26 protein-coding genes, 1 tRNA gene and 1 pseudogene are annotated in these 25925 nt (G+C 60.4%); 9 read left to right on the forward strand and 19 right to left on the reverse strand.

Annotated elements, in window-relative coordinates:
- Positions 1–25 precede the first annotated feature (25 nt).
- The 3 genes from AB0O97_RS01620 to AB0O97_RS01630 are packed head-to-tail and all read right to left on the reverse strand — an operon-like array spanning position 26 to position 2967.
- Positions 26–721 carry a CoA pyrophosphatase gene (locus AB0O97_RS01620; RefSeq protein ID WP_363842117.1) on the reverse strand — a complete coding sequence of 232 codons (696 nt, stop codon included), beginning with the start codon at positions 719–721 and terminating at the stop codon, positions 26–28.
- The gene (nth, locus tag AB0O97_RS01625) at positions 718–1554 is read right to left on the reverse strand and encodes an endonuclease III (protein ID WP_363879173.1); all 837 of its coding nucleotides are present in this window, start codon (positions 1552–1554) and stop codon (positions 718–720) included. Before nth ends, AB0O97_RS01620 begins: the two co-directional genes overlap by 4 nt.
- A gap of 9 nt (positions 1555–1563) precedes the next feature.
- The gene (locus AB0O97_RS01630; protein WP_363879176.1) at positions 1564–2967 is read right to left on the reverse strand and encodes a hypothetical protein; all 1404 of its coding nucleotides are present in this window, start codon (positions 2965–2967) and stop codon (positions 1564–1566) included.
- A 380-nt stretch (positions 2968–3347) separates the two neighbouring features.
- Here AB0O97_RS01630 and acs point away from each other — a divergent pair, with 380 nt between their 5' ends.
- Entirely contained in the window at positions 3348–5324 is a 1977-nt protein-coding gene (acs, locus tag AB0O97_RS01635) for an acetate--CoA ligase (RefSeq protein WP_363879179.1), read from the forward strand.
- A gap of 95 nt (positions 5325–5419) precedes the next feature.
- The gene (aroQ, locus tag AB0O97_RS01640) at positions 5420–5878 is read left to right on the forward strand and encodes a type II 3-dehydroquinate dehydratase (protein ID WP_363879182.1); all 459 of its coding nucleotides are present in this window, start codon (positions 5420–5422) and stop codon (positions 5876–5878) included.
- A 33-nt stretch (positions 5879–5911) separates the two neighbouring features.
- On the opposite strand, the gene AB0O97_RS01645 is transcribed toward aroQ, so the two are convergent.
- On the reverse strand, positions 5912–7096 hold the full coding sequence (locus tag AB0O97_RS01645; protein WP_363879185.1) for a MarP family serine protease: 1185 nt from the start codon (positions 7094–7096) through the stop codon (positions 5912–5914).
- 275 nt (positions 7097–7371) lie between these two features.
- On the opposite strand from AB0O97_RS01645, the gene AB0O97_RS01650 reads away from it, so the two are divergent.
- Positions 7372–8049: a Crp/Fnr family transcriptional regulator gene (locus AB0O97_RS01650; protein WP_363842135.1), complete on the forward strand. Its 678-nt coding sequence runs from the start codon at positions 7372–7374 to the stop codon at positions 8047–8049.
- Between the two features lie 160 nt (positions 8050–8209).
- Here the strand turns inward: AB0O97_RS01650 and AB0O97_RS01655 are convergent, their stop codons facing one another.
- The 3 genes from AB0O97_RS01655 to AB0O97_RS01665 form a co-directional block, all read right to left on the reverse strand.
- Complete coding sequence (locus tag AB0O97_RS01655) at positions 8210–9151, reverse strand: 3-oxoacyl-[acyl-carrier-protein] synthase III C-terminal domain-containing protein (protein ID WP_363842137.1); 942 nt, start codon at positions 9149–9151, stop codon at positions 8210–8212.
- A gap of 98 nt (positions 9152–9249) precedes the next feature.
- A complete protein-coding gene (locus AB0O97_RS01660; protein WP_363842140.1) occupies positions 9250–10032 on the reverse strand; it encodes an MBL fold metallo-hydrolase in 783 nt (260 codons plus the stop codon).
- The gene (locus AB0O97_RS01665) at positions 10025–11038 is read right to left on the reverse strand and encodes an NAD-dependent epimerase/dehydratase family protein (RefSeq protein ID WP_363879188.1); all 1014 of its coding nucleotides are present in this window, start codon (positions 11036–11038) and stop codon (positions 10025–10027) included. The genes AB0O97_RS01660 and AB0O97_RS01665 overlap by 8 nt, the downstream gene beginning before the upstream one ends.
- 76 nt (positions 11039–11114) lie before the next feature.
- Here AB0O97_RS01665 and AB0O97_RS01670 point away from each other — a divergent pair, with 76 nt between their 5' ends.
- Positions 11115–12344, forward strand: coding sequence for a glycosyltransferase (locus tag AB0O97_RS01670; protein ID WP_363879191.1), 1230 nt, complete (start codon positions 11115–11117; stop codon positions 12342–12344).
- 44 nt (positions 12345–12388) lie between these two features.
- On the opposite strand, the gene AB0O97_RS01675 is transcribed toward AB0O97_RS01670, so the two are convergent.
- From AB0O97_RS01675 to AB0O97_RS01685, 3 genes are read right to left on the reverse strand one after another with little or no spacing between them, the layout of a single operon-like run.
- Complete coding sequence (locus AB0O97_RS01675; protein ID WP_363842198.1) at positions 12389–13273, reverse strand: NUDIX hydrolase; 885 nt, start codon at positions 13271–13273, stop codon at positions 12389–12391.
- 43 nt (positions 13274–13316) lie between these two features.
- The gene (locus tag AB0O97_RS01680; protein WP_363879194.1) at positions 13317–13802 is read right to left on the reverse strand and encodes a RidA family protein; all 486 of its coding nucleotides are present in this window, start codon (positions 13800–13802) and stop codon (positions 13317–13319) included.
- 2 nt (positions 13803–13804) lie between these two features.
- The gene (locus AB0O97_RS01685) at positions 13805–13960 is read right to left on the reverse strand and encodes a hypothetical protein (protein WP_170120892.1); all 156 of its coding nucleotides are present in this window, start codon (positions 13958–13960) and stop codon (positions 13805–13807) included.
- Positions 13961–13996: 36 nt separating this feature from the next.
- Between AB0O97_RS01685 and AB0O97_RS01690 the strand changes: the two genes are divergently transcribed.
- The 5 genes from AB0O97_RS01690 to AB0O97_RS01710 all read left to right on the forward strand — a co-directional run bounded on the left by AB0O97_RS01690 (position 13997) and on the right by AB0O97_RS01710 (position 18404).
- Entirely contained in the window at positions 13997–16264 is a 2268-nt protein-coding gene (locus AB0O97_RS01690) for a transglycosylase domain-containing protein (protein ID WP_363879196.1), read from the forward strand.
- A gap of 21 nt (positions 16265–16285) precedes the next feature.
- Positions 16286–17227, forward strand: coding sequence for a metallophosphoesterase (locus AB0O97_RS01695; RefSeq protein WP_363879649.1), 942 nt, complete (start codon positions 16286–16288; stop codon positions 17225–17227).
- Between the two features lie 178 nt (positions 17228–17405).
- Positions 17406–17482 (forward strand) — tRNA-Pro (locus tag AB0O97_RS01700).
- A gap of 205 nt (positions 17483–17687) precedes the next feature.
- On the forward strand, positions 17688–17819 hold the full coding sequence (locus tag AB0O97_RS01705) for a hypothetical protein (protein ID WP_363879199.1): 132 nt from the start codon (positions 17688–17690) through the stop codon (positions 17817–17819).
- Between the two features lie 414 nt (positions 17820–18233).
- Positions 18234–18404 (forward strand): hypothetical protein, encoded by a 171-nt coding sequence (locus AB0O97_RS01710; protein WP_363879202.1) that lies wholly within the window; start codon positions 18234–18236, stop codon positions 18402–18404.
- Positions 18405–18428: 24 nt separating this feature from the next.
- On the opposite strand, the pseudogene AB0O97_RS01715 reads toward AB0O97_RS01710, so the two are convergent.
- From AB0O97_RS01715 to AB0O97_RS01755, 9 genes and pseudogenes are all read right to left on the reverse strand, one after another.
- Positions 18429–19238: pseudogene (locus AB0O97_RS01715) on the reverse strand (recombinase family protein); the annotation flags it as partial.
- Positions 19239–19240: 2 nt separating this feature from the next.
- Positions 19241–19888 (reverse strand): ImmA/IrrE family metallo-endopeptidase, encoded by a 648-nt coding sequence (locus tag AB0O97_RS01720; protein WP_363879205.1) that lies wholly within the window; start codon positions 19886–19888, stop codon positions 19241–19243.
- Positions 19889–19918: 30 nt separating this feature from the next.
- Positions 19919–20302, reverse strand: coding sequence for a helix-turn-helix transcriptional regulator (locus AB0O97_RS01725; RefSeq protein WP_363879208.1), 384 nt, complete (start codon positions 20300–20302; stop codon positions 19919–19921).
- Positions 20303–20426: 124 nt separating this feature from the next.
- Positions 20427–21011 carry an antirestriction protein ArdA gene (locus tag AB0O97_RS01730; protein WP_363879211.1) on the reverse strand — a complete coding sequence of 195 codons (585 nt, stop codon included), beginning with the start codon at positions 21009–21011 and terminating at the stop codon, positions 20427–20429.
- A gap of 102 nt (positions 21012–21113) precedes the next feature.
- Entirely contained in the window at positions 21114–21431 is a 318-nt protein-coding gene (locus AB0O97_RS01735; RefSeq protein WP_363879214.1) for a hypothetical protein, read from the reverse strand.
- Between the two features lie 85 nt (positions 21432–21516).
- Positions 21517–22515: a site-specific DNA-methyltransferase gene (locus AB0O97_RS01740; RefSeq protein WP_363879217.1), complete on the reverse strand. Its 999-nt coding sequence runs from the start codon at positions 22513–22515 to the stop codon at positions 21517–21519.
- Positions 22508–23482 carry a replication-relaxation family protein gene (locus tag AB0O97_RS01745; protein ID WP_363879219.1) on the reverse strand — a complete coding sequence of 325 codons (975 nt, stop codon included), beginning with the start codon at positions 23480–23482 and terminating at the stop codon, positions 22508–22510. The genes AB0O97_RS01740 and AB0O97_RS01745 overlap by 8 nt, the downstream gene beginning before the upstream one ends.
- Entirely contained in the window at positions 23479–25653 is a 2175-nt protein-coding gene (locus AB0O97_RS01750) for a type IV secretion system DNA-binding domain-containing protein (protein ID WP_363879222.1), read from the reverse strand. The genes AB0O97_RS01745 and AB0O97_RS01750 overlap by 4 nt, the downstream gene beginning before the upstream one ends.
- Positions 25646–25852 (reverse strand): hypothetical protein, encoded by a 207-nt coding sequence (locus AB0O97_RS01755; RefSeq protein ID WP_363879225.1) that lies wholly within the window; start codon positions 25850–25852, stop codon positions 25646–25648. Before AB0O97_RS01755 ends, AB0O97_RS01750 begins: the two co-directional genes overlap by 8 nt.
- Positions 25853–25925: the final 73 nt, after the last annotated feature.

The raw sequence follows: 25925 nt of genomic DNA on the forward strand, positions 1-25925 counted from the left end.
AGCTTTTTTGGGTCAACTGTGGCGGTCAGATCGGCGCCGGTAGCTCTCGTTTTTCGTCCCATGGAACGGACCAGCCAAGCTCGTGGAATACATAGTTCAGGATGCCGGCTGTGAAGCCCCACACCACCACACCGTTGACCATGAAGGCCGGTCCACGGTACGTGAATCCCTGACGTTCCAGTACTGCGGTGAAGCGATTGACCGGATCCAGCAGGTCGCGAACCGGTACCCGGAATACCTGAGCTGATTCGCCGTAGTCAACAACATCAACTGGCGTTTGCCGCGCCCACCAGCCCACCACGGGCGTCACCATGAAGTTACTGACAGATAAGTGGACCTCGGGAAGCACTCCCAAAACTTCAACACCCGAGGGATCAAGACCGGTTTCTTCCTCGGCCTCGCGCAAGGCGGCCGCCGTGACAGATGCATCCTCCGGGTCCACTCCCCCGCCGGGGAACGCCACCTGGCCCGGGTGATCATTCAAGGTAGCTGCGCGTTCCACCAGCAGTACGTCAAGATCTGCCGAGACCAAGGGATTTTCTGAGGCGGCCAGAACATCGTCCAAGGCACCAAAGAGCAGCAGCACTGCGGCAGGACGGGTTCCGGCGGCGTCTATGGGCGTGTTCCACAGGGAGGCTCTACCCAGCTTCTCGACTTCCGGCAGGGCTGCCGTGGCAGCAGCTTTTCCTGCCAGCGTAGCCAAGTCTGCGTGGGCACTCACTGCTGGTTCTGCTCGTTCTGGGCCGCGCCCACGGCGACACTTTTGCTCCGCGCCGCCAGTTGCGACTCTTGCCGGTACTGAGCGGCCTTTTCCACATTAGCCATCATGCGGGCCAGCAATTCTTCTTGTCCCGGAGCCAGTTCGTATTTGAGCAGTTTTGCAGCCTTCACAGGGTCCACTTCCCCGTCCCCGTAGGCCGGGCACAGGTGGGCGATGGGGCAGGCCCCACATGCGGGTTTACGCGCGTGACAGATGCGCCGTCCGTGAAAAACCACCCGATGGGACAGCATCGTCCAGTCCTTGCGCTCAAACAATGCAGCCACATCGGATTCAATCCGGACGGGGTCAGTGGACTCGGTCCAGCCGAATCTGCGCGCCAAACGAATGAAGTGCGTGTCCACCGTGATTCCGGGAACACCAAACGCATTGCCCAGCACAACATTCGCAGTTTTTCGCCCGACTCCCGGGAGCGTAACGAGTGCTTCAAGGGAGCCGGGGATCACGCCGTCGTACTCATCGACGATGCGCGTGGCCAAGGCCAAAAGATTTGCTGCCTTGGCCCGGAAGAAACCGGTGGGCCTGATCAGCTCCTCTAGCTCCACGCTGAGCGCCTGAGCCATCACCAAAGGGGTCGGGAAGCGGGCGAAGAGCTCAGGGGTTACGGCATTGACACGAATGTCAGTGGTCTGCGCCGAAAGCACAGTGGCCACCAGTAACTCAAACGGATTGCGAAAATCAAGCTCCGCATGAGCGTACGGGTACAGCTCCGCCAGCTCCCGGTTGATTTTGCGGGCCCGCCGTTTGAGTCCGAGCGCCGTTTCCTGAGCCGCCATGGTTGCGAGCTACTGGCTGTCGGAAGCCCGCTCGATACCGACAAGGTCGAGCAACAAGCCGGTCTTGCCGTGGCTGTCCTGCACCAAAAAGCTGTTACCACGGTCTTCCAAGGCCAGAATCCATGCGCCGGGAGCCAGCTTGAACGCGAATTGGCGCGTCTTTTCATCAATCACGTTCTGCGGGCGGTCGACGGCAAACCAGAAAGGTTCGGCAACAACCGGCTTCGTAACCGGGTTGACGGTAGCTGTGATGCTTTCGCGCGCAGCTGCCGGTGCAACGGGGCTCTCAACAGCAGTTTCGGGCTTAGCCGCTTCAGGCTTGGCAGCTTCGGGCACCTGCGGGTTCAAGGTGGTTGCGGCGGCGTCCTTAGACGGCCCGTTCTCACCGTGGGCAAGTGCTGGCGCGTCCACCGAGGTCTGCGCGGCGGTGTTGGCTGCCGGAGCGCTACGATCTGTTGCGGGGTTCTGTGTGGAGCTGTGTCCGGAGGTTGCTGCAGCCGAGGTCGCGGCACCCGATGTTGCGGCAGCGGAAGCGGCCGGGTTTGCTGCGGCTACGGCGCCTGCAACGGCAGCACCAGCACCAGCACCAGCTGAGTTTTCCTTGGCGGGTGTGAAGATCTGGCCGGCTGAGGTGTGAGTAGCCGCCGGAGCCGCGTTCCAGCCACCCTGCTGAGCACTCTGCTGAGCACCAGCGCCCTGCTGACCGGGAACGTACTGGGTGGGCCCACCCTGAGAGGGGGCACCCTGGCCAAACTGCTGCTGACCAAACTGCTGGCCCGGGCCTTGCTGGCCGGCACCTGACTGGGTGACCACAGGCTTAGGTGCAGCCGGACGCTTGACGGCAGGAACTGCGTCGCGCGCGGCAACATGGGCGGGAACGTCAGTGCGGCCGCTGAAGTCTGCAGCAAAAACGGGGATCCACTGAGCACAGACTGTGGACACCAGCAGGAACAGGGAGCCGATCAGGCCAATCAGGTAGGCGATGCTGAAGTTGGTCACCGTTGCCGAGAAGAAGAAAAAGGTTGCGAAGGAGGCCACTACTGAGGAGAACTGGTCAACGGAGAGTGAGCCGATCCGGACCTTAGCGGCCGGGTTCATACGGCGGGCCAAGAACAGGCCACCCACAATCAGGGGCAAGATCACCCCGATGCCAATGAAAAACAGCCCGGCGGTCGTCCACAGGTTCGCGTTCCCCACAATGGTTTTGACGATCGGCACCACGGATGCCACAAAGATGATCGCTACCGAACCCAGAACTATCAGGTCCCGAAGGGTCAAAGGTCCCACAGCAGCTTTAGCTGCCGTTGCACCCTTGCTAGCAGTTTTGGTGGATCCTGTCGCCGCGGTTCCTGCCGCCGGAGCTGCTCCAGTTCCCGCTGCCGTTCCCGCTGAAGGACTACTTTGTTCATTCATGGTCTTGCTCCTCAAATGTCACGTTTGCTCCCAGCCTAGTTAACGGGCCGGGGCAACACTAGCGAGCCACAGCTCAAATACGGTGCAAATACGCCAAATTCGGGTGAAATAGGGCAGAAATGGGGAGAACTACCCATCGTCTGAGACCGACAATATGCTGTTGAGCGCAGAAACCACCCCGTTGACCCCATTCGACTGTGACGGCGAACACCCCGAGCTGTGAGACGCGATACAGTTAAAGAAGGAAAGAAACGTTGTCCTTAGCAACCAGCCACCGGAAATTTGCTTCCTCAACGGGGAGGCGGCCTCATGCCGCCTGAACATCGCCGCTGAATGGATTTTTGCAGGTTATTAGCTAAGCAGGAATGAAGGGATATTAGATGTCTGAGGTCACAACCGCAGCAAGCGACCAGTCCGGAGACGCACTGGAAAACCTGCTCACGGAAAGCCGCCACTTCGCGCCGAGTGTGGAATTTGCCGCTAACGCGATTGTTCACGGCGACGAGTATGCCAAAGCCGAAAGTGACCGCCCGGCCTTCTGGGGCGAGCAGGCCCGCGAGCTCCTGACCTGGTCCAAGCCCTTCACCAAGACCCTGGACTGGACCAACCCTCCCTTCGCTACCTGGTTCGAAGACGGCGAAATCAATGCCGCCTACAACGCGCTGGATCGCCACGTCGAGGCTGGCAACGGCGACCGGGTTGCCATTTACTTTGAGGGCGAGCCCGGCGACACCCGCACCTACACATACGCGCAACTGACCGAAGAGGTCAAGAAGGCCGCCAACGCCTTTGAAAACCTGGGTCTGGTCAAGGGCGATCGCGTCGCGGTCTACCTGCCCATGATTCCCGAAGCCGTCATCACGCTGCTGGCCTGCGCCCGCATCGGCGCCATCCACTCAGTAGTTTTCGGCGGGTTCTCCGCAGACGCCCTGCGCAGCCGCATTGACGACGCCGAAGCCAAGCTGGTCATCACCGCTGACGGCACCTACCGCCGCGGCAAGCCCAGCTCCCTCAAGCCGGCCGTTGACGAAGCTCTCACCGCGCCCGGGCACACGGTCCAGCACGTGGTGGTCGTGAAGCGTAATAGCCAGGATGTCAACTGGGTCGAGGGCCGCGACGTCTGGTGGGACGACACCGTGGGCACCGCCTCCACCGAGCACACCGCCGTGGGCCACGCCGCCGAGCACCCGCTGTTTATCCTCTACACCTCCGGCACCACGGGCAAGCCCAAGGGCATTTTGCACACCACCGGCGGCTACCTCACCCAGACCGCGTACACGCACCGCGCCGTGTTTGACCTGCACCCGGAAACGGATGTTTTCTGGTGCACGGCCGACGTCGGATGGGTCACCGGCCATTCCTACGTCACCTATGCGCCGCTCATCAATGGTGCCACTCAGGTCATGTACGAGGGCACCCCGGATTCCCCCCACCAGGGCCGCTTCTGGGAGATCGTTGAGAAGTACAAGGTCTCGATCCTGTACACGGCCCCCACAGCGATCCGTACGTTTATGAAGTGGGGCGAGGAAATCCCCAACAAGTACGACCTCTCCTCGATTCGTTTGCTCGGCTCGGTGGGCGAACCTATCAACCCCGAGGCATGGATGTGGTATCGCCGCGTCATTGGCGGGAACAATGCACCCATCGTCGACACATGGTGGCAGACCGAAACCGGTGCGATCATGGTGGCACCGCTGCCCGGTGTCACCAACACCAAACCCGGCTCGGCTCAGGTTCCTATGCCCGGTATCGCCGTAGATGTGGTGGACGAACTCGGCGCCTCGGTGCCGCACGGCCATGGCGGCTACCTGGTCATCCGGGAGCCGTGGCCTGCCATGCTGCGTGGCATCTGGGGCGATAACGAACGCTACAAGGACACCTACTGGTCCCGCTTTGATGACATGTACTTCGCCGGCGACGGCGCCAAGTGGGATGACGACGGCGATATCTGGTTGCTGGGACGCGTTGATGACGTCATGAACGTTTCCGGCCACCGCCTCTCCACCACGGAAATTGAATCCGCGTTGGTCAGCCACCCCTCGGTTGCCGAGGCCGCCGTGGTTGGCGCTGCAGATGAAACCACGGGCCAGGCCGTAGTGGCGTTCGTGATCCTACGCGGTTCCGCCGTGGAAGATGCCGATATCGTCACCACGCTGCGCAACCACGTTGGCAAGGAAATTGGTCCCATCGCCAAGCCCAAGACCATCTTGGTGGTGCCGGAGCTGCCCAAGACCCGTTCCGGCAAGATCATGCGCCGCCTGCTCAAGGATGTGGCCGAGGGCCGCGCCGTGGGCGATGCCTCGACACTGGCTGACAACACTGTCATGAACCAGATTGCCGAGTCCCTCAAGGCGTAACCCTCAGAAGCTACGCCCGGGTCTCGATGGGCTCGACCAACGGTGGTCGAGCCCATCGAGACCCGGACAGCATCATTTAAGGGCATTATTAACCTATGACTTCCTCCCACGCTGCGGACCGCGGCACCTTGCTGATCCTCAACGGCCCCAATCTGAACCTGTTGGGGACCCGCGAGCCAGAGATTTACGGCGCAAGTACCCTGGCCGACGTCGAACAGCTCACCACGGCGGCGGCCAAGGCCGCGGGGTTCAGCACTACCTGCCTGCAGTCCAACCACGAGGGCGCTTTGTTGGATGCGATCCATGCGGCGCGCGGCACGGCGGTGGGCATCATCATCAACGCAGGCGCGTACACGCACACCTCGGTGGCGCTGCGGGACGCGATTGCCGGCGTCGAACTTCCCACGGTGGAGGTGCACATTTCCAATGTTCACAAGCGTGAGGAATTCCGGCACCATTCCTACTTGTCGGCCGTGTGCAACGCAGTCATTGTGGGCGCCGGCGTGCACGGCTACGAGTTGGCCGTGAGCTACTTCGCGAAGACACTCGCCTAGAAACCAGCAACCCTGGAACTCAATGACAGGTCGTTAGCCAACCTTGCAGGAACCTGCCCCCACGGCGTTGCTGAGAGTGGGCGCGGCGGCGATCACGGGCCCGGCCTCTTCCATGGTCAGCGCGAAGCCAATGTTGTCGGTGGAGGTGGCCTTGGCGAAAACCACTCCCACCACCTGGCCATCCTGGTCCAGGAGCGGCCCACCGGAGTTGCCCGACTGAACATTTCCAGCCAGCTGGTACACATCAAGAGCGGATTTCTCACCACCGGTAATGTCCGGAACCAGCATGGGTCCCGAGGACAGGACCGTTGCCGGACGGATCTGCAAGGGCCCACCCAGCGGATAACCGGCAAATGCCGCATCCGTATTGCCAGGCAGTGTGCCAGCCGAGGGCAGGGGCGCTGCGTCGAGGGAGTCGACGGCGAGCACGGCCAGGTCTGCGATGGGGTCGAAGTACACCACTCGGGCGGGCAAGGCGCCCTGGGTCTGGGTCTGCACCATGGGCATCGTCACGCCGGCCACGACGTGGGCATTGGTGACCACGCGTCCGGGCGAGACCACAAAGCCTGTGCCGGTCTGGTTTTGGCCGCATTGGAAGGCGGTGCCGGAAATCTTCATGACGGATTGAGCCGCAGCGTTCCACGCTGAGGTGTTCGTGTCGGCGTTCGGTGCGGCCACCTCCACGTTGGGCCCTGTGGGGTTGAGCAGTGCGGGGATGCCTTCTTCCAGCACTAAGGAGCGTACCTGGGCCACGGCTGACTTGACCGGATTCGGTGTCCACAACTCAATGCGGGAAATGACCTGCGACTTACCCAACTGCGCAGAAACCAGCGGGATGCCCAAGTTCCCCACGCCAAAGGCGAGGATGGAAATGACCAGCGCACCGACCACCACGTTCAACGCTCCGCCCAGAAGACGGTTCACGGCACGGATGGATTCAGATCTCACGCCGCGACCAATGGCCTTGCCGATCTTCATGCCCAGGGCGTGCCCCAACGCAATCAACACAATGGTGGCCCCAATAACCATGGCCGTGCGCCAGCCGGGACTCGGTGCATATTGGCTAATAAAAGGGGCCGCAAAGAATGCGCCAAACGCTCCGGCAATAAAACCGGCAAGGCCGCCCAGACTCGCGACTAGTCCAGCTTTGAGCCCATAGATCAGCTGCCACAGCAGCCATAAGATCAATAACGCATCAAGCCAGGAAAAACCAAACACTGTGTTGTGCGCTCCTCATCATTGCCGGTCCGTCCAGCACCAGCACTGCAAGAGGGCGGCGCGGATGCGGAAGGTCGGTTCCGGACATCTGACATGCCCAAAGGCACATATTACCGTCGAAAACAGTGATTCTGCTGGGCTTTTTGCCTCTAGAGCCTGCCAATATGCTGACAATGAACGCCACCAATGCCAAATTGGTCACAAAATGGGAAAACATCTGAAAGAATCAATAACAGGTCATAACTTTTTTGCGCTACTTAACATTAGGAGATTTCATGGACATCGAGGTATTGCGCCGGGCACCACTTTTTGCCACGCTCGACGACGAGGCGTTCCGCCTTTTAACCGACGAACTGGCAGAGGTTGATCTTTCTCGCGGAGCTTCGGTATTCCGCGAAGGCGATCAGGGCGACCAGCTCTACTTCATCGTTTCCGGCAAGGTGAAGTTGGGACGCACCTCTGCCGACGGCCGCGAGTCACTCGTTGCCATCCTCGGTCCGGGCGAACTCTTCGGAGAAATGGCCCTCTTTGATCCGGCTCCCCGTAGCACCACGGCCACCGCAGTCTCTGAGACTCGCCTGGCCGGCCTGAAGAACGAATCGCTCAACGCCTTGCTGCGCAACCGTCCCGAGGTGTCCATGCAGCTGCTGCAGGCCTTGGCTCGTCGCCTGCGCCGCACCAACGACAACCTCTCCGATCTGGTCTTCTCGGATGTCCCCGGCCGCGTGGCCAAGGCCATCCTTGACCTGGCGGACCGCTTTGGCCGCCCCGCCACCGACGGTATTCTCGTAGCTCACGAGCTCACGCAGGAAGAACTGGCCCAGCTGGTGGGCGCTTCACGCGAAACCGTCAACAAGGCTTTGGCCGAGTTCGTCCAGCGTGGCTGGCTCCGCCTAGAAGCCCGTGCAGTGGTCATCTTGGACGTCAACCGCCTGCGCCAGCGTTCACGCTAACCTTCACCCTCGCGGGGTAAGAGAGCTGCCGAGGGACCCGCTGCGAGCTTGCGAGCAGTGGGAGGCAGCGAACGGGGAGGTCACCTTTTTGATAAAGGTGACCTCCCGCCGTCGTACTTTAAGCGAAACCCGCTGGAATTAGGCGAAGCTGCCAGAGGCTCTAGAGCCGCAGGACCAAGGCGTTGGCTGTCAGCCCGGCAGCTGTGCCGAACAGCAGCACCGTATCGCCTTGACGCAGCCGCTCCTGTTCCAACATCTTGACCAGCACATAACCCACTGACGCTGAAACCATATTCCCAACGTCCGCAACCCAGTCGATGTACTGTTCCCGCGGAATGCCAATGCGGCGCAGAGCTACCGTGATGGCGGGGCTGGCTTGGTGCGGGATGACCAGCGACATATCTTCCAAGCTCAGTTGCGTGTCTGTGAGGAAGTCACCAAGGAATTCCGGCAGGACGGTCATCATATTGCGCAGCGCAGATCTGCCGTTCATATCAAACAAGTAGTCGGCAGGGTCTGCCGCGGCGTACTTTTGTGCGGGGGAACGGCTCAGCCCGCCACGAATCTCGGTGTCGTGAGCGTAGGCTGCCCAGGTACGCTGCTTGCTGGCCACCACGCCCTGCACTGGATCGGAGGTGGTTGTCAGGACAAATGCCACGGCAGCATCGGAAAAGAGGGAGAAACTTTCCTGCTGCTCCGGGTTGAGGAAACGTGACCCAACATCCCCGGCAGTGATGAGCACGGATTCGTAGGTGCCGTCGGCAATGTAGCGAGAAGCAATGTCCAGTGCCGTGATCATGGAGGTGCAGGTGGAATTCACATCGAACGCCGCAGCCACACCAAACGGGGCAATCTGTTCCAGCACCAATGCCGCAGTACACGGGATCGGCTGGACGCCGGCGGCACTGGCACCGATGATGCACTGCAACTCTTCAGCTTTGATCCCGGCCCGGTCCAGCGCCTGTTTGGCGGCGGTCGTGAGCATGTCCAGTTGACTCTCGTCGTCTGAGACTCGGTATCTGGTTTGCGTGCCAAACTTCACCACATTGTCGGGCAGGTAGCTGCCGTAACCGGCTATTCGACAATTGCGGATTGGAGGCATCAGGCATCCCTTTCGATAAGTTTTTCAAGTATCCACTGAGCCTCTCGCTTTGACCAAGGCACCCCGCCGAGGGTCTCGGAATGGGGAGCGGGTGTGGCCTAGCTCAGCAATTCTTTGCGGTCTTGGTGGTCGTGGCTGAAATAGAGCTTGACGCCTTGTCTCTGCCATTGCTGCAGTTGCGTAATGGTTTGTGAGTAGTCGCTCCAGAGGTGATTGATGGAGCGGGGCAATGCTTTGATTTTCTCAACCTCACCCATCAGGTCCTCGCCCCACGAGGCGTCGCCGGCCAGCAACGCCTGCTCTTCCACCAACGCACCCATGTGTCCTTTGGCGTGACCTGGCAGGTCCACCAGCCGGTAGCTACCGTCACCAAGCAGGTCCACTTCTCCTTGGCCCGGATCCACCACCAGTTTCTTGGCCGTCGGAAACCAGCCAGGCAGCAACCGCGGCAGGAAACCTTCCTTCAAGTGCGCTTTGGCCAGCGTTTCCAGCATGGCAATGCTGAGCACAAAGGTGGATTCGGGAAAGTAGCGCACACCGCCAAGATGGTCGGGGTGCAGATGGGATAGCACCACAAAGTCGATGGATTCCGCAGGGATCCCATCGGCTAGGAGCTGCGCGGCAATGCCCTGTTCCGGTCGGATCTTAGGCGGTAGTAACAAGCTATACAGGAACCCGGCACCGCCGGCACGCCATGTGGCTGGTCCGTAGCCGGTGTCAAAAAGAACCTTTTGCCCGTCTGGGTGGCAGTACAGAAAAACTCCGGCGGGAAAGACCCGACGTTGACGCGACTGACCATGCATCAGCGCTTTCATTTGATGCGTGGTGTATCCGCAGGCGTAGTAACGCAGTTCCCCTTTAGGCATGGTCAATTTAGGCATGGTCAACAGAATACGTGGCCGCAAAGGCTGCGAGCGCTTGTTCAATGTCTACTGTGGGTTCATAACCCAGCTCGGTCCGAGCTCGTGAAATGTCCAGGGTCTGTGAATAGGCGATGGTGGTAATCATGTACCTGCTCAGTGGCGGCTCTGGATTTCCCGGCAGCACATGGCAGAGACGTTCCAGCAATGCTCCCAGCCCGTAAAGGACCGTGGCGTTGGCCTTGAGGTACCGCGGCGGCAGGCCGAGGTCCTTGAAGAGGATTTCCAATAGCTCCGCAAAGGGGCGCGGCTGCCCGTTGGTGATGTTGTAGACCTGACCGTTGGCGTGGGGTGCTGCGGCTGCCAGCCTCAGGGCCAGCGCCACGTTTTCCACGGCCGTCAGGTCCACCAAATTTTCGCCACCACGAAAGAGCGGAACCCCGATCTTGCGATAGGCCTGCAGCAGCCGCGGTGCCACGCTGGTGTCACCGGCACCGATGAGCCCCCGCGGTCTGATGGTCAGCAGTTCCGGAACTCGCCCTGCCTTGTGGGCCTCGAGCAAGAGAGCTTCGGCAACGATCTTAGAGCGGATGTAGGAGCTCAAAGGTTTGTGCCGTGGCGGGTGGCTCTCTTTGATGTTCAGTCTGTCCCCTTTGTCGGCATAGATGCTCGGTGAGGAAACAAACACGATCCGGGGCACACCATTTCGTTCGACGAAGTCGATCACGTGGCCGGTTCCGGCAACATTGCTTTCTTCGAAGTCTTCCCATTTTCCCCACGGGTTGGACAAAGCGGCTGCGTGCACTACCAAGTCCACGGGGTGCTCTAAGCGCCCAAGTTGAGCCAAGTCTCCAGAGACGGGGGTGGCACCCAATTCCTGCAGCCGCTGCAAGGCCTCTGGGTTACGCCCATGCGCCACCACGGTGTATCCGTGAGCCAAAAATTCACTGACCACGTACCCGCCGAGGAACCCGGTAGCCCCTGTAATCAGAACCGATGGTGGGGGCGCTGGGAAGTCAGTCGTCATGAACCCATGGTAGGACTTCGGCCACCAAGCGGCCCCGACGCACCGCCGCCACCGCGCAATTCCCTATAGTGGAAATATGCACATCGCCATGGTCACCGACTACTACCTCCCCACGCTTGGCGGAGTGCAAACTGCCATCAAGGCGGCCAAGGAATCGCTGGAAAAGTTGGGGCATCAAGTCACCATCTTTTGCCCACTCCTCAAGGACAACAACAACGTCGGAATAGTTCCGCTTCCGATTTCAAAGGTTTTCCGGCCCGACGGATTCCCGTTCACTTGGCCACCCAAGGATGCGATTGCGCTGCTCAAGGCGGAGTTTGCTGCACGAAACGTGGATGTGGTGCATGTGCACTCAGAGATTTTCGCGGCCCTCGCCGGGATCAGGGCTGCGCAGGATCTTGGCTTGCCTCTGGTCCAAAGTATGCACGGCCGGATTGATGTGTACACGGCCAAAGTGCTTCCACTGCCTCAGCTGACCACAGCTCTGCTCGCCGGACTGCACAGACGTCACCTGCCGCACACCAGCACCCCCGCCGATCCGAGGTCCCCTTACATGAGCACGGCCATGGCCCGGCGAATGTGGCGCCTGATGGTCAATCAAGCCAATGCTGCCGACGCCGTGACTGTGCCCTCACAGCATTTCGCCAACAAGCTCATCCACCAAGGGGTCCTGCCGCCGGTGACTGTTGTCTCCAACGGGCTAGAAGACTCTGTTCTGGACCTTGTAGGCGCCCCACAGTTCCGCGGCAAGACTGAGCAGGAGCCGCTCCGGGTCATGTGGTGCGGACGGGTGTCGCCAGAGAAGCGCCCCGACGTTTTTATCCGCGCAGTCGCTGCGGCCGGTGAGTCTGTGGTTGCCAACATTTACGGCGACGGCGTTGCCGGCAAGCGGGCACGTCGCTTGATCCACAGACTCGGAGTGGGCCACCGGATCACCATGCACGGCGGCGTCCCACAACAGGACGTCCTTGAGGCCATGAAACAGCACCACGTTTTTGTTTCCACGTCCCATGACTTTGACAACCAACCCATGGTGATCCTTGAAGCGGTCTCTTCGGGGCTGCCGGTGGTGGTTTGTGATCCTGATCTGGCTGAAGGTTTGCCAGCCGGAGGGTTCCTCGTGACCGATTCCCCACAGCCGCATCAGCTCACTGCTACGTTGGTTTCTCTCGCCGCGGATTCCAGGCAAATAGCAGCCATGAGTAAGGCAGTTGGGTCCAGCAGCAGCCGGGTGGCCTTCGGCACGCACAGCGCCGGGCTACTCGATGTCTATCAACAGGCAACAGCGGCAAAATCCGCTCTTTGAGCGCTACGAGCGCTACGCCCAAAAACCCCAGAAAGGTGCAGTTCCTACCGCTCCCGGCAGGCTGCACCTTCAGATGCAGGCGCCGTGGCCACCTCTAAGTTGAATTCACCGTCAGCTCCCACCACAAGGGCTGGCTGGTATTCGTTGATGGGCCTCTTGTGGTTCAGGTAGGCGATACAACCGCGGGCGGCAGCAATCTTTTCCAGAATGATCTCCACGCCAGGAACCATCAGCTCATCAAGGCTCTGCCCCGTGGTGACCGAAAGCCCAATTTCATCACCCAACGCGGTGCTGTGCCGGTCCGCCAAGATTTCACTGGCACTGGCCCAACGGCCCCAAACACCCTTGCTTGTGAGCAGTGCCGGGTCCTGGCCGATCGGCAGCGCCGCGGCAAAGTACCGCGTGTCAAAGCGCCTATGGGCGAAGTCAGGACTCATCCAATGACTCAACGGCTTGAGTAGATCCGTCCGCAGGGCTAAACCATAGCGACCCAACATCTCCGAAAAGGTGGTCTCCTGCGCGGCGATGGCTTCGCGTGTCCGCATCCAGTCCGGCCCATTGAGGCCCTCCGCAAGGGAGGATGCGTCAGCTCCGGCCAGCAGGACCCCGGTTTCTTCAAAGGTTTCCCGGATGGCAGCCACCACGTGGCGCTTGGCCAGCCCAATATCTTCGGTGCCGAGGCTCTTGGCCCACGCAGCAGGTGAGGGACCCACCCAGTCGGTGACGTCGTCGTCCGCGGGTTCAATGGCACCCCCGGGGAACGCAACGGTTCCCAGCGGCGAACCGCCCGGACGGTACGTCAAAAAAGTCTTGAGGCCGGCGGGGCTGTCTTTCAACAGCACCACCGACGACGCCGGACGGGGTTTGCTAGGCGTGCGCCCACCAAAATCCAGCCAAGCCTGTGCGGCCTCCCGTTGACCGGTGTTCAGCGGGAAGAGCCGCTTGCCGGCGGGCCGAAAGCCCGCCGAATTATTACTGGAATTCGGCAATCAGCTCAACCTCAACGGGTGAATCCAAAGGCAAAACTGCAACTCCGACGGCGGAGCGCGCGTGGGCGCCTGCCTCACCAAATACTTCGCTCAGGAGCTCGGAGGCGCCGTTGATGACGCCGGGCTGGCCGGTGAAGGAAGGATCCGAGGACACGAAGCCTACGACCTTCACAATGCGGGTGACGCGATCAAGGTCACCAATAACGCTTTTCAGGGCGGCAATGGCGTTGATTGCGCACGTTGCGGCCATGGATTTTGCGTCCTCAGCGGAAACTTCGGCACCAACTTTTCCGGTGGCTGGGAGTTTGCCGTCAATAAAAGGCAGCTGCCCGGAGGTGTAAACATGGTTGCCGGAGATGAGGGCCGGCACGTAGGCAGCCACGGGTGCAGTCACCGGCGGCAGGCTGATTCCCAGCTCGGCCAGGCGTGCCTCAATGCGTCCGAATCCTTGATTTGTCGCGGTATTCACCGTTATGCCTTCTCTCTCTTGAGGTAAGCAACCAAGCCGCGTCCGTCGGGCCCTGGAACAACCTGAACCAGCTCCCAGCCTTCGTCGCCCCAGCTATCCAGGATGGCTTTGGTGTTGTGGATAATCAGCGGAATCGTAGAGTACTCCCATTTGGTCATACGTCAAAGCGTAGCCCCTGCCGGTAAACTGGAAAAATGGCAGCAAAAAAACACCCCATTTTCGATACCGCCACAACGCTGGGCAAATTAGTTCTCTTCCTAGGAGTCAGCGCTATTTGTGGCGTCTTGGTGGCCGGGCTCATGGTCCCGGCCGCGGCTCTGGCGAGCACCACCACCACCTCCTCCATCACGCTCTTTGACGAGCTCCCGGACGAGATGAATGTTGGCACGCCGGCTCAGTCATCCAAGATTCTGGCATCGGATGGTTCCCTGTTGGCAACCTTCTACGATCAGAACCGCACCGAGGTGCCGCTGGATCAGATCTCGCCATTCATGAAGGACGCCATCATTGCGGTGGAAGATGCACGCTACTACGAACATGGCGGCATTGACACCCGCGGTCTGATGCGTGCTGTCACGGCGATGGCCCAGGGCGGTGGCCGCCAGGGTGCTTCCACTATCACGCAGCAGTTCGTGAACAACGTCATCATCCAGACGTACGCTGCCGACGGGGAGTACGACAAGATTAAGCTCGGCGCCGACAAGGGCGTTGGCGAGAAGGTTCGCGAAATCAAGCTGGCCATCGCCATCGAAAAGAAGTACACCAAGGATGAGATCCTGCAGGGTTACTTGAACTGGGTGCTCTACGCCAACGGCAACTTCGGCATTGAATCAGCTGCCTACAACTACTTCGGTATCCACGCCAAGGATCTGAACCTGCAGCAGTCTGCCCTGCTGGCTGGTGTGGTCAACAGCCCGCAGATCTACGATCCCATTGCCAATCCCGAGAATTCCCTCAAGCGTCGCAATCTGGTCCTAGACCACATGCTGGATCAGGGCATGATCGATGCGAAGCAGCACGCGGACGCTGTAGCCAGCCCGATTGATTTGAAGCTGCAGCCCAGCCGCAACGGTTGCACCACTGCTGTACGTGCCGAATACTTCTGCGAGTACGTAGCCAACTTGTTTGTCAATGATCCGGCCTACGGAAAAACTGCCGAAGACCGCCTCAAGGTCTTGCTGCAGGGCGGCCTGACCATCACCACCACACTGGATCCGGTGTTGCAGGATGCCGCACAGGCCCAGTTCGCGAACTTCGCCCCCATTGATAACAACCCGGACAAGGTCGGCCAGGCCATTGTGTCCGTCCAGCCCGGCACGGGCAAGATCCTCGCCATGGCGCAGAACACCAAGCTGGCTCCCCCGGAAGGCCAGTGGAAGACAGACTACAACTTCGCCGTTGACCGCCTGGACGCCAAGGGTGCCACACTGGGCGGCTCTGGCGGCTTCGATGTGGGTTCAACCATCAAGCCGTTCACCTTTGCCGAATGGCTGAACTCCGGCCACAGGATCAACGACACGGTGGATGCTTCGGTGCGCCGCTACCCCCAGTCGCGTCCGTGGAACAACAGCTGTGGAACCACTACAGGCTTCTACGACAGCTCCGACCCGCAAGTTGCCCCGGACCTGCAAAATGCCGACGGTCCCAACGGTATTTACTACCGCACGTTCACGGCCCGGCAGGGGCTCTCCCTGTCCCTGAACACTGCGACCATGGCAACTGCAGCCCAGTTGGATATCTGCAACATTCAGAAGATGATGACGGCCACCGGCATCCACATGGGCAGTGACGTCACCAAACCCTACAACGTCTCCAGCATCAGCGCCCTGCTCGGCAGTGGCGAGGTTGCACCGCTGACCATGGCCAACGCCTTCGCCACCTTTGCGTCCGGCGGAAAACGCTGCGATCCCATTGCGCTGGTGTCCATCACCAACGCCAAGGGCGACAAGTTCCCGGTTCCGGGCGCGAATTGCCAACAGACCGTGAAGCCTGAAGTGGCTGCCGGCGTGAACATGGTTCTCCAGCAGGTGCTGCAGCCCGGCGGCTCCGGCTACGCCATCCCCTTGCAGTACCCGGCTGGCGCCAAGACCGGTACCACGAACACTTCCGAGCAGACCTGGACCGTTGGTTACACCAAGGGTTTGGCTACGGCGTCCTGGGTGGGCAACCCGGAAGAAAAGGGCCAGTCCACGAACGACAAGCTCATTGCCGGCCAGCGTATCCCCTATGTTGACGGGTCAACCTACGCAGGCAAGGCCTGGCAGGGCTACATGAACCAGGTTGCAGGCAACTTCGATGTGGGCGGCTTCGACCTCCCCCCAGCCAGCATGATCAACCCGCCAGTTGTGGTACAGCCCAAGCCAGCCGAAACCAAGGCCGCAGAGAGTGACAAGAAGGCGGAGCCTGAGCCGAAGCCGGCTGACTCTAAACCCGATAACGGCAACTCAGACAAGAAAGACTAGAGTAGCGCTCATATGTCCAGTATGCGAACAGCCCCGTCCCGCTTCTCTCCTGTGAAAGCGGCGGCGGGGCTTGCCGTTGCCGCCGGTGTAGGTGCGGTGGCGTACGGCTCTTTGATTGAACGGAATTGGTTTGAGCTTCGTGAGGAGCAGCTTGCCATTTTGCCGCCCGGATCTGCGCCGTTCACGATACTGCACATCTCGGACATCCACATGTCCCCCGGGCAGCACAAGAAGACCCGTTGGCTGCGTGAGCTGGCCTCGCTGCAGCCGGACCTGGTGGTCAACACCGGCGACAACCTCAGCCACCCCAAGGCGATTGCGCCGCTATTGGATGCCCTGAGCCCGCTCATGGAGTTCCCTGGGGTGTTTGTCCCCGGCTCCAATGACTACTTCGCGCCCAGCTTCAAAAACCCATTCTCGTACTTTGCCGGACCGTCCAAGCTGTCCACGGGCCGAAAGCACCATCCTATTCCCCTGGACACGGACGCATTGCACACCGGATTCGGTCTGGGTGGCTGGGTCAACCTGAGCAACCGGGCGCAGTCCATCCCGCTTAAGGGGATCCGCTTCGACTTCAGCGGTGTGGATGATCCGCACCTAAACCGGGAACGCTATGCGGGCTGGCCCCGTGGCGCAGCGGGCCAGGATAGCGCCCCGCATGTGAAGGTCGCCGTGGTGCACGCCCCCTACCAACGGGTACTGGACCACTTCACCGCCGACGCCGCCGATCTGATCCTGGCCGGCCACACACACGGCGGCCAGGTCTGCATACCCGGCTACGGAGCACTGGTCAGCAATTGCGATCTGCCCACCTGGCGTGCCAGAGGACTCAACGATTGGGAGTCCGCAGGACGCACGACGCCGGTCAATGTCTCCGCGGGCATCGGCACCTCCCGCACGGCCCCCTTCCGTTTCGCCTGCCGCCCCGAGGCAGTTGTGTTGACCCTGACTTCGAAGGAGTAGCTGGCCCTGCAGCAGGCAGTGCGTTCTGCAGTTTCCACTAGCTTGTCTTTAAGGTTTTGCCTAGCTTTTCCCTAGCCAAGACGCCGCCCTGCCGCTCGATTTCGTATTCGTGGTCTCTGTCCGCTATTCTTGAGAGGTTGCTTTTCCAGACCTTCACTGGTTAGGGAAGAGCGCGGATCGGGGTGTGGCGCAGCTTGGTAGCGCGCGTCGTTCGGGACGACGAGGCCGCAGGTTCAAATCCTGTCACCCCGACCAGAGTCGCTTTATTCGAACCATGGTTTGAGTAGACCGATTTCAGTGAATATAACGGAGATGGCGTCGAGAAATCGGCGCCATTTTTGTTGTCCTGGAATTGGCGCGAAAGTACCCTAGAAACGTCCATAGCCGGCCCAAATCGGGACGACGAGGTCGATCCTGGGGAGATCAGGGTCGACGTGGTTTTGGTTACGGAGAACGCCGCGTGGGCGTCCATTATGTCCGCGAATGGATCATTGAGTTCGGCGCGGACCTCGCCGTCATCACCTACTCGGAAAAATCTATAGAAAGTCTCGTTGAGCAACCGCCGGACATTGTCGGGAGCCATGGAGTATGAAACCTTAGGATCAGAAACCTGATCGAGAGCCTTGCTGAGCAGCTCTCCCCCAGCGGCAATCTTGCTCTCGATGTTGGCAAGATCATCTTCGATACGCCCTTTTTGTACCCGAATTTCATACAGTTTCTCGCGAATCTTGGCCTGTGGGAGCAGCCCGTCGGCAGCGAGGTCGACAATCCTGTCTTCTTTGGCAGCGACGTCTCTGAGTCGATTATTGAGCGTTGCGTACATCGACTTGATGTCTTTCTGCTCCCCTTCTAGTGCTCTAGTCAGCTGGCCACGGATGTCAGATTCAAATGATGGATCGAGTACAAGCATGTCGTAGGCAGAAACGACATTGTCTTCAACTACGTAGGTAGGAAAGTATGGCAAGTCGCACAGGCCTTCCTGGCGTGAGCGGCAGAAGAAGTACTCATGAACAGTGCCGCTCCTGCCCTTTGCCTGAACGTAGATCAAGCGACTGACGCGTCCTTGGCCATGGCACTTTTGACAGAACAGCATGCCTTTGAGGTAGTGGTTATGGACACGGTCGCGGGTACCGGAGCCGCTGCGGGCGCTCATAACTTCTTGCACCTGGTCGAATAGATCCTGGCCGACAATTGGCTCGTGCCGTCCGGGGTAGATGTCACCTTTATAGACGAGGTAGCCAACGTAGTAGGGATCTTTGAGCATGGCATGGAGCTTGCTGGAAGAAACTGGCTGCTCGGGGTGCCGTACTGTTCGCCGAGTGGTGAGGCCGATGTCGGCCATGGTGGCTTCCAATCGCTCGATGGTGTACTTGCCAGTCGAGTAGAGTTCGAATGCTTGAAGCACGAGTGGCGCGCGCTTCTCATCGAGGCCGACGCTGTTGATCATCCTTCCGTCGATATCTTTGCGGATATTCAGATACCCGAGTTTGGCCTTCGTAACTGTTCCACCGTTGATGGCCTTGTTGCGCATCTTAATGCGGATGTCTTCGCCACTGAGCTGGTTCTGCACCTGGTTCATGATGTCGGTGACCGCTTCCATGGCTTCGGCGTAAGTGCCTTCGCCGAAGTCTTCACGGGCGGACAGTAGTCGGACGTCGAGCTTGTCGAGGTGGCGGCGGGTAATCGCCGCGTCCACGAAGTTGCGGAATGCGCGTGAGCGGGCATAGACGATGACGTAGTCGACATCGCGGTTATCGGCCAGGAACGTCATCATGGCCTGGAACTTCGGACGCTTTTCAATGGTCTGAGCCGAGACGCCGGGCTCGACGAACTCATGGACGATCTCAGCACCAAGGGAGCCAGCTTTCTGCTCACAGATGTCGCGCTGGGTGGCTATTGAGTTGCCGTCCTTGTCGATATCAATGGCGGTCTCGGTTTGTTTCTTACTGGAGACACGCAGGTAAAGAACGGCCTTGCGTGGGCGCACAGCTTCGATGTCATTGGTCGTCATGGTCAGACTCCTTGTAGTCGGGTGTTGCTGTTAGTCGCGTACTGCCATGGACGGGAAAATGGTGTGCTGTTTGGCAGGCAGCGTGGGACCGGTTCGGTGATGCCGGTTTGGCGCAGTCGAACGACGATGGCGATCTCAGATACCTGGAAGTACTTGGCCAGATCGGATGGTCGCTGCATGCCGCCGAAATAGGCGCGCTTGAGAAGCATCTTGGGCACAAGGAGGCATCCGGCAAAGTAGTCGGCGGCCTGCTCAGCTTGTTGCGCGGCACTGACGTCCTTCGTCCCCAGGTAGATCTGGTCGGTCCGGTTATGGTCGATGATGTGCTTGTATTCGTGCGCCAGCGTGAAGCGTTGGCGGCAATAGTTTTCGTGCTTGTTCAGCTGGATAATCCAGGTGTTGCCATTCCAGAAGCTGGCCCCTGATACGGGCGCTTCAACAAGTTCGATCTCGATCTTGGGAAGTTCGGCGATGAACTCGACGGGTACCGGGCCTTCGGTCAGCTGGTGGAGCTGCAGCAACCGGATGGCTTGGTGTTCGGCGACTTGCTTGGCTTCAGCTAGTGAGTGCAAGGGGCGGTTGGGGATGAGCGATCGGAGAGTGGACAGGACGCTGCGCTCAAATGGTGTTGGTGTGCTGATGTATGTCATGTTTTCTCCTTTCACTGAGAATGATTGGGGTTACTCGTCCTCGCCGGGTGCGGGGCCGCTTGTGGTGTCGATGCCGTGCCGGGTGGCCACCGCCTTGAAATGTTCTTCGATTTCGCGGACGGCGCTTTCGGGCATGTCCTTGAACTTGGTGCGCAAATAGGGTTGCAACGTGGGGAGGTCAGATCCGCGTAGGACGCGGGATTCGGCGAGGAGGTTGGTGAGTGGGATCTGTAGGACGTCGGCGATCGAGCGGAGGTTGTCCATGCGGGGGCTCCCGATCTGGCCAAGCTCCAGGCGGGTAATCGTCCCCTTAGCTATGGTGGCCCGCCGGGCGACTTCGCTGGCGGACAAGCCAAGTTCTTCGCGGCGTTCGCGGATGGCGTCCGCCAGTTTTTGTATGTCGTGGTCTTGCATGTCGGTGGTCTCCAATTTCTGTCCGTAGTATGAACTGGTCGTTCATTTTGTTCAACGGTTTAAGCGAATTCCACAACATCTATTCCGTCAAGGCAGTGAGTGCTTCCTTATTCTTCGACGTTCGTCAGATATGGCCGTTGAATACGTAAATTCCCGTGTCTGATTCGACGAAATAGATTTCGCCGCCTTGGCGCATGTCTTCGGCCATCTGCTCAGTGTCAATGCGGACATACGACTTCAATCCCTCAGGTAGGTGCTCATCTATGCGGCTGCGCCAGCCCAGATCTTCGACGATCTGCTCGGCGTAAGCCGTCAGGCTGGCATATTCTCCGAGGTAGGCGTCTTCGAAGTAGTGCCATTCCTCGACGTCCAGGCCGGAGTAATCGACCCATGCGGCGAAGGCTTCGCCGTGCTTTCCGATACCCTCGGCCAGTGTGGCCACGTATTCGATGGACTCATATTCGCCCAAGCGCTTGGTGCCGAATCCTTCGTAGTCGTGGATCGCCCATTCTTCGGGTGCGAACTCGGTGGACTTGGCCAAAATGGCGGCGATCTTTTCACGGATGGCGTCGGCTCCGATCGTGGCATCGATCCAGTCGCCGAGTAGCCGGCCGTTGTTGTAGTCAGCCAGTGAGGCAACGTAAATCGAGGGCGTGGTGTGGCTACTTTCGTACTCCGGTTGTGCGTCTGGTGTGTGTTCGTGGTTCATATGGTTCCTCCTGTCAAAATTGGTGGTGTGCCCGGCAGAGCCAGCGGAGGGAACCCATAATGGATTCGTCTCACGCTGGCACCTGCCGGGAGGGTGGCTCGATTACCGTCCACGCGCCGTGCGGGGCTTGGCTTCGGCTTGTTCGTTGCCGAACAGGCTGGCGATGGCTTCGCGGCGGGCGGCTGCCTCACGTTCGATCTCTGCCATGGCCGATTCGGCCTGCGAGACCAGATCGGTATTGGCCTTGACCTGCGCGATGTGCGCGGCCAAAGCTTGGCGGATCTCTTCAGTGAGGGTGCTGCCACGCAGCTGGGCGATGAGCACCAGCTGCGTGTGGATGTCGGGTTCGAGCCTGACGGCCAACGTTTTCACGTTGCCCGGGTTGTGACGGTCGATGCCGTCAATCGGTGGTGTCGTCATGACAACTCCTCGGTGCTTGCGGTCGGCGAGGTTCCGGGATGGAACCTGACTCACCAATCCGCATGGCACCGACGAGTGTCATAGATCAGGCCCCGGGGGAGGCCCGGGCGGTGGTGATCCGTTCCAGGGCCTCATGGGCGAAGTCTGGATTCAGTTCGATACCAACCCACTGCCGATGTAGACGCTCGGCGGTCACAGCGGTAGTGCCCGAACCCATGAACGGGTCAAGTACTATCCCGGGCTCGGTGCCATCCTGGTGCGTACAGGTTGCAGCAAGTGCCAGCCGGGTGGCTGTTTCACCCAAGCGGCGCAGGGCCCTCGTATGGGGCTTTCTGCAGGTAATGCAACGCGCCTCTGGCGCCCCTGCCAAGATGCAACGGGTGGCCAGTGGTTCGGGAAAGGTGGCGTGGTGACTGCCCTTGCCCGCCGCCGTGGCAATGCTCCAGACGTCACCCGGGTTTTTGCCCAGCGGGTGCCCAACGATGCCCCGAGCCTTCAACGCGGCCAGCCCCGTGGTGGAGTCCGCGTTGGGGCCGCGCCAGTGCTCCTTGGCTGGTCGCCGGGTTCGGCCCGGCGGTGGCGTGCCCGGTTTGGAACGGTGCGGAATGCGGATGTTGTCCAGGTCGAAGAAGTAGCGGGGCTGCTTGGCGAAGACATAGATCACCTCGTGGGTGGCCGTTAGCCGGTCACGGACGCTGGTCGGCATCGGGTTCGGCTTGGCCCAGATGATCTTGTTGCGCAGGATCCAGCCATCTTCTTGCAGGAGCCGGGCAACGCGCTCCGGGGCCAGCGCCAGGCTTTTAGGTGGTGCACCCTGGCGTGGATGAGTGACGTAGGTGTCGCCGAGGTTCAGCCAGAGCGTGCCGGTCGGAACCAAGACGCGGTGGATCTCCTGGGTTATCTGCCGGATATTGTGCGCCCAGGCGTCCACCGATTCCTCCAGCCCGAGTTGACCGGTCGCGTCGTAGTCACGTAGCCGGAAGTATGGCGGACTAGTTAAGCACATGTCGATGCTGCCAGGTGGCAAGGTGCGCAGGGTATCTAGTGCGTCGCCGATCAGTAGATGGTTGGTTGGGCTAGTCATGATGCAACCCCTGTACCAGTGCCTCAGCGGTGTCCGGAAGTGCCAGGATCTGGTACAGACTTGTGGCGGTGCGGTGGTTCCGCTCGATGGCATCTCCCAGCGATTTGCGGCGCCGGAGTGCGGTGGTCATGCGGTAGGCGTCCATGGCCCAGATGACCTGTGGGAAGCCACCGAACTGGCGTTGCTCGCTGCCGGTTGCGCGGTAGTCCTCATAGGCCAGAGACTTCCCCAGCAGGGTTGGCAGGCTCTCGTGACCCAGGTCGACTTCGATAAAGAAGGCACTCACCTCGTCGTCCCCGACCGATGCGGCCAGCTCGATATAGAGATCTGGTCGAAGGACTTGGGGGATACCGTACCCGTCTTGGTAAGTACGTGTGGCGTGGTGTTCGGGATCGATCTTGACGACTTCGGCACCGTGGGACTGAGTGGATTCCATGACGGCAATGGCCATGTCCGCGATCGCCAGGGTGTGGTCGAGGAAGCGGGCGGATGGTTCATCGAAGCGCCGACGAGTCCGCGCCTGGGTGCTTTCGCGCTGGATGCGATCTCCGGCGGTATCGACGTAGTAGACGAGCCCTTCAGAGCCTGCCCGGATGCCACCGATGCGACGATCCAGCACACCCAGGATGCGCAGGCCGCGCAGCCGGGCCAACACCCGGCGACAAGTGCGAGACGCTGAATCCGGTGAGGCGTGGTCGGTGAAATGCAGTGCTTGCAGGTGCCTTGCGCAGAGGAAGCGGTAGCGTTCGACTGATCCCAGGATGGCCCGGTCACGGTCGCTAAGGTGTGTGCGAATATCCTCAAGCCGACGGTTGCTGATGCGTGGCCCCGTATGTGAGCCGGTGCTCGGAAGAGCAACGGTATTAGTCGCCCCTGTCGCCGCCCGTTCGGCGCTGACCTGCGTGTTTGTCTGCTCCCGGTTCGACTCGGTCGGGTAGCCGGTCGGTAGTGGTGTTGCGTCGCTCATGAGGTGCTCCTTCGGCGGCGTCCGTCCGAGTCGTGGCTGTCCTGCGAGCCGTCCAGGACTTCGAGCAGTCCCTGTTCAATGGCGTCGATGGGTTGTCCGTACTGGCGACGGCTACGGGCCTTGAGATCTGCGACGTTGGAGGTTTTTCGCGGGGTGGTGAGTGTTCGGCCCGAGGCCCAGTCGGTGACCGTACCCTGGTGGACGAGCTGAGCATAGAGGTGGCGAGCCGGCAATGCCGTGAAGTCCTCGGCGTCCAGTCCCGGGGCCATGGCAGCGGCAGCGCGGGCGTCCTTGGCTGCCAGCTGGAAGAATACGCGGGAGCGGCAGTTGGCTTCGAACGCCGAGCGCATGGCGACCGACAGCTGATCCAGATATTGGTGTGCGACATGGAAAGCGGCACCCAGACTGCGGGAGGTTGCGAGTGCATCCCCAAGATCTGTTGGCAACCGCAAGTAGTCCTGCACCTCGTCAAGGTAGATCATGACGGTGTCGCGGTCCTTGGGATTGATCGCGGTCCGTTCCTGGATGGCTTGCCAGAGTTCTGCCACCACCAGCGCGCCGAGTAGCTCGGATGCTTCCGGGCCGATTCTTCCCTTTTGGAGTGGCACTAGCAGAATCTTGCGTTCGGTGAGAACCTGGCGGATGTTGAAACGTGGATGACGTTGGGCCACCACCTGACGCAGGTGCGGATCCAATAGCGGGCGCAACTTGTTCAGTAGTGGAGCTGTCACCTGCGCACTAGCTTCGGAGGAGAGACTGTTGAACCAGTGCCAGAATGGTCCGGCCGAGAACGGGTCGCTGCGAGCCATTTGCTGAGTGACCGAGCGCCGGAATCCGGGATTGGTGAGCAGCACCGGCAACATGGCCAGACTGGCATCGCCGCGTGTAGCCAAGGCCAGTAGGCTTTGGCGCAGGATGTCCGATGACCGCGGCCCCAGTCCGTCGGCCCCATAGAGGGCCTTGAACGTACCGAATATCTGGTCAGCCACCAGCGCGGGAGGTCGCCCGTGCAGGTCGAGCGGGTTGATTCCCACCGGTTCACTGTCGAGTGGATCGAGCAGCACAATGTCGTCCCGCCGTGAATCCGGGACAAGCTCCAGGACGTCGCGGATCAGGTCCTTGGGTTCGATCACCACCAATCCGCACCCGGCGAGCATGTCGTCTCGGATCAGACTCAACAGCAAGGAGCTCTTGCCGACACCCGTTGGCCCCATGAGCCACAGATGGCGGCGACTGTCATCTGCTGTGATGCCGAGCCGGGTTTCAGTCGAGCCTGGGGCGGTTGCCTGGGCAATGATGCGATGGCTTTCACCGGCGGCAAAGGACGGCCGGACCTGGCGAGGATGGATCGGCGGCAGGCCCGGGTATGGGGTGTCTGCGTTCCCTACCGGCCAACCGCTCAGGAGACCGGTTTCGATCACCGAGAGACGCTGAGCGGGTGTAAGGAAAGCCCATTCCGACGCTGGATCATTGATCCTTGTCGCCTTTTCACGACGCTCCTGCATGCGCAGACCAGGAGCCAGAAGGGTGCGGAAGGCACCGACAACGCGCTGGAGGAGTACGATGCGGCGGGATTCGTCGGCGGCATGGACGCCGATGCGCAATACAGCGGCAAATCCGTACTCGGACTGCTTGAGTTCGACCTGCCGCGTGACGTTGGTGCGGCGTTCGGGTTGACTGCCGGACAGGACAAGTGAGCTCACACCCTGGTCAACGCGCTGAATCCGACCAGACACCAGGTGCGGTGCCAGCCGTGGCCCCAAAACAATTTGGGTCACCAAAATCTCCGAACCCCGCAGGTCGGACAGGCTGGCCAAAATCGACCGAGTGCTGCCTTCGGTATCGCGAGATTCCAGGCTTCGGATCGGTTGGTTGACGATTAGGCGTCGGGCCGCCCCTGCCTTCCCTCGTTCGGGGGCATCATCGGCCACAATGGTGCCGGGCACCAGCTGCTCGATGTCCCGTCGGATGGCAGGAACGTGGCGGCGCTGGGTAGCCACCAGGTAACGGGTGCCACTCTTGGTGGCGCGGGTTTCCAGGATGATCTGTGGGGCGTGGGTTTGGGCGGCCCAATGACGAAGCAGATTCACAGTGTGAGTGTTGTCCAGTGGCTGCGGCCAATAGATTTCCTGCCAGATGAGCTGGCGCAGGGTAGGTTCCCGGTCAGTCATGACGGTCTCCTCGTGGGCGCAGATTTGTTTCGTGCTGTGCCTGGGCTTCGCGCTCGGCTTCGGCCTGCGCCATAGCAATGACCGCGCGGCTGAGCTTGCGCAAATCTGGCTTCTCGCGCTGGATGCCGTAAACCACGACGTGGCGGTCCTGTCGTGGATTGGCTGCGCGGCTACGGCGTGGTTTCTTCTGTGTAGGCATGATAATTTCCCTCCTTTCAGTCGGTGTTGTGGTTGTCGAGACAGACGATCGTTCAACGTATTGAACGGGTCTG

Origin of the sequence: Specibacter sp. NPDC078692 (assembly GCF_040686835.1) — a bacterium.
Lineage (GTDB): Bacteria > Actinomycetota > Actinomycetes > Actinomycetales > Micrococcaceae > Specibacter.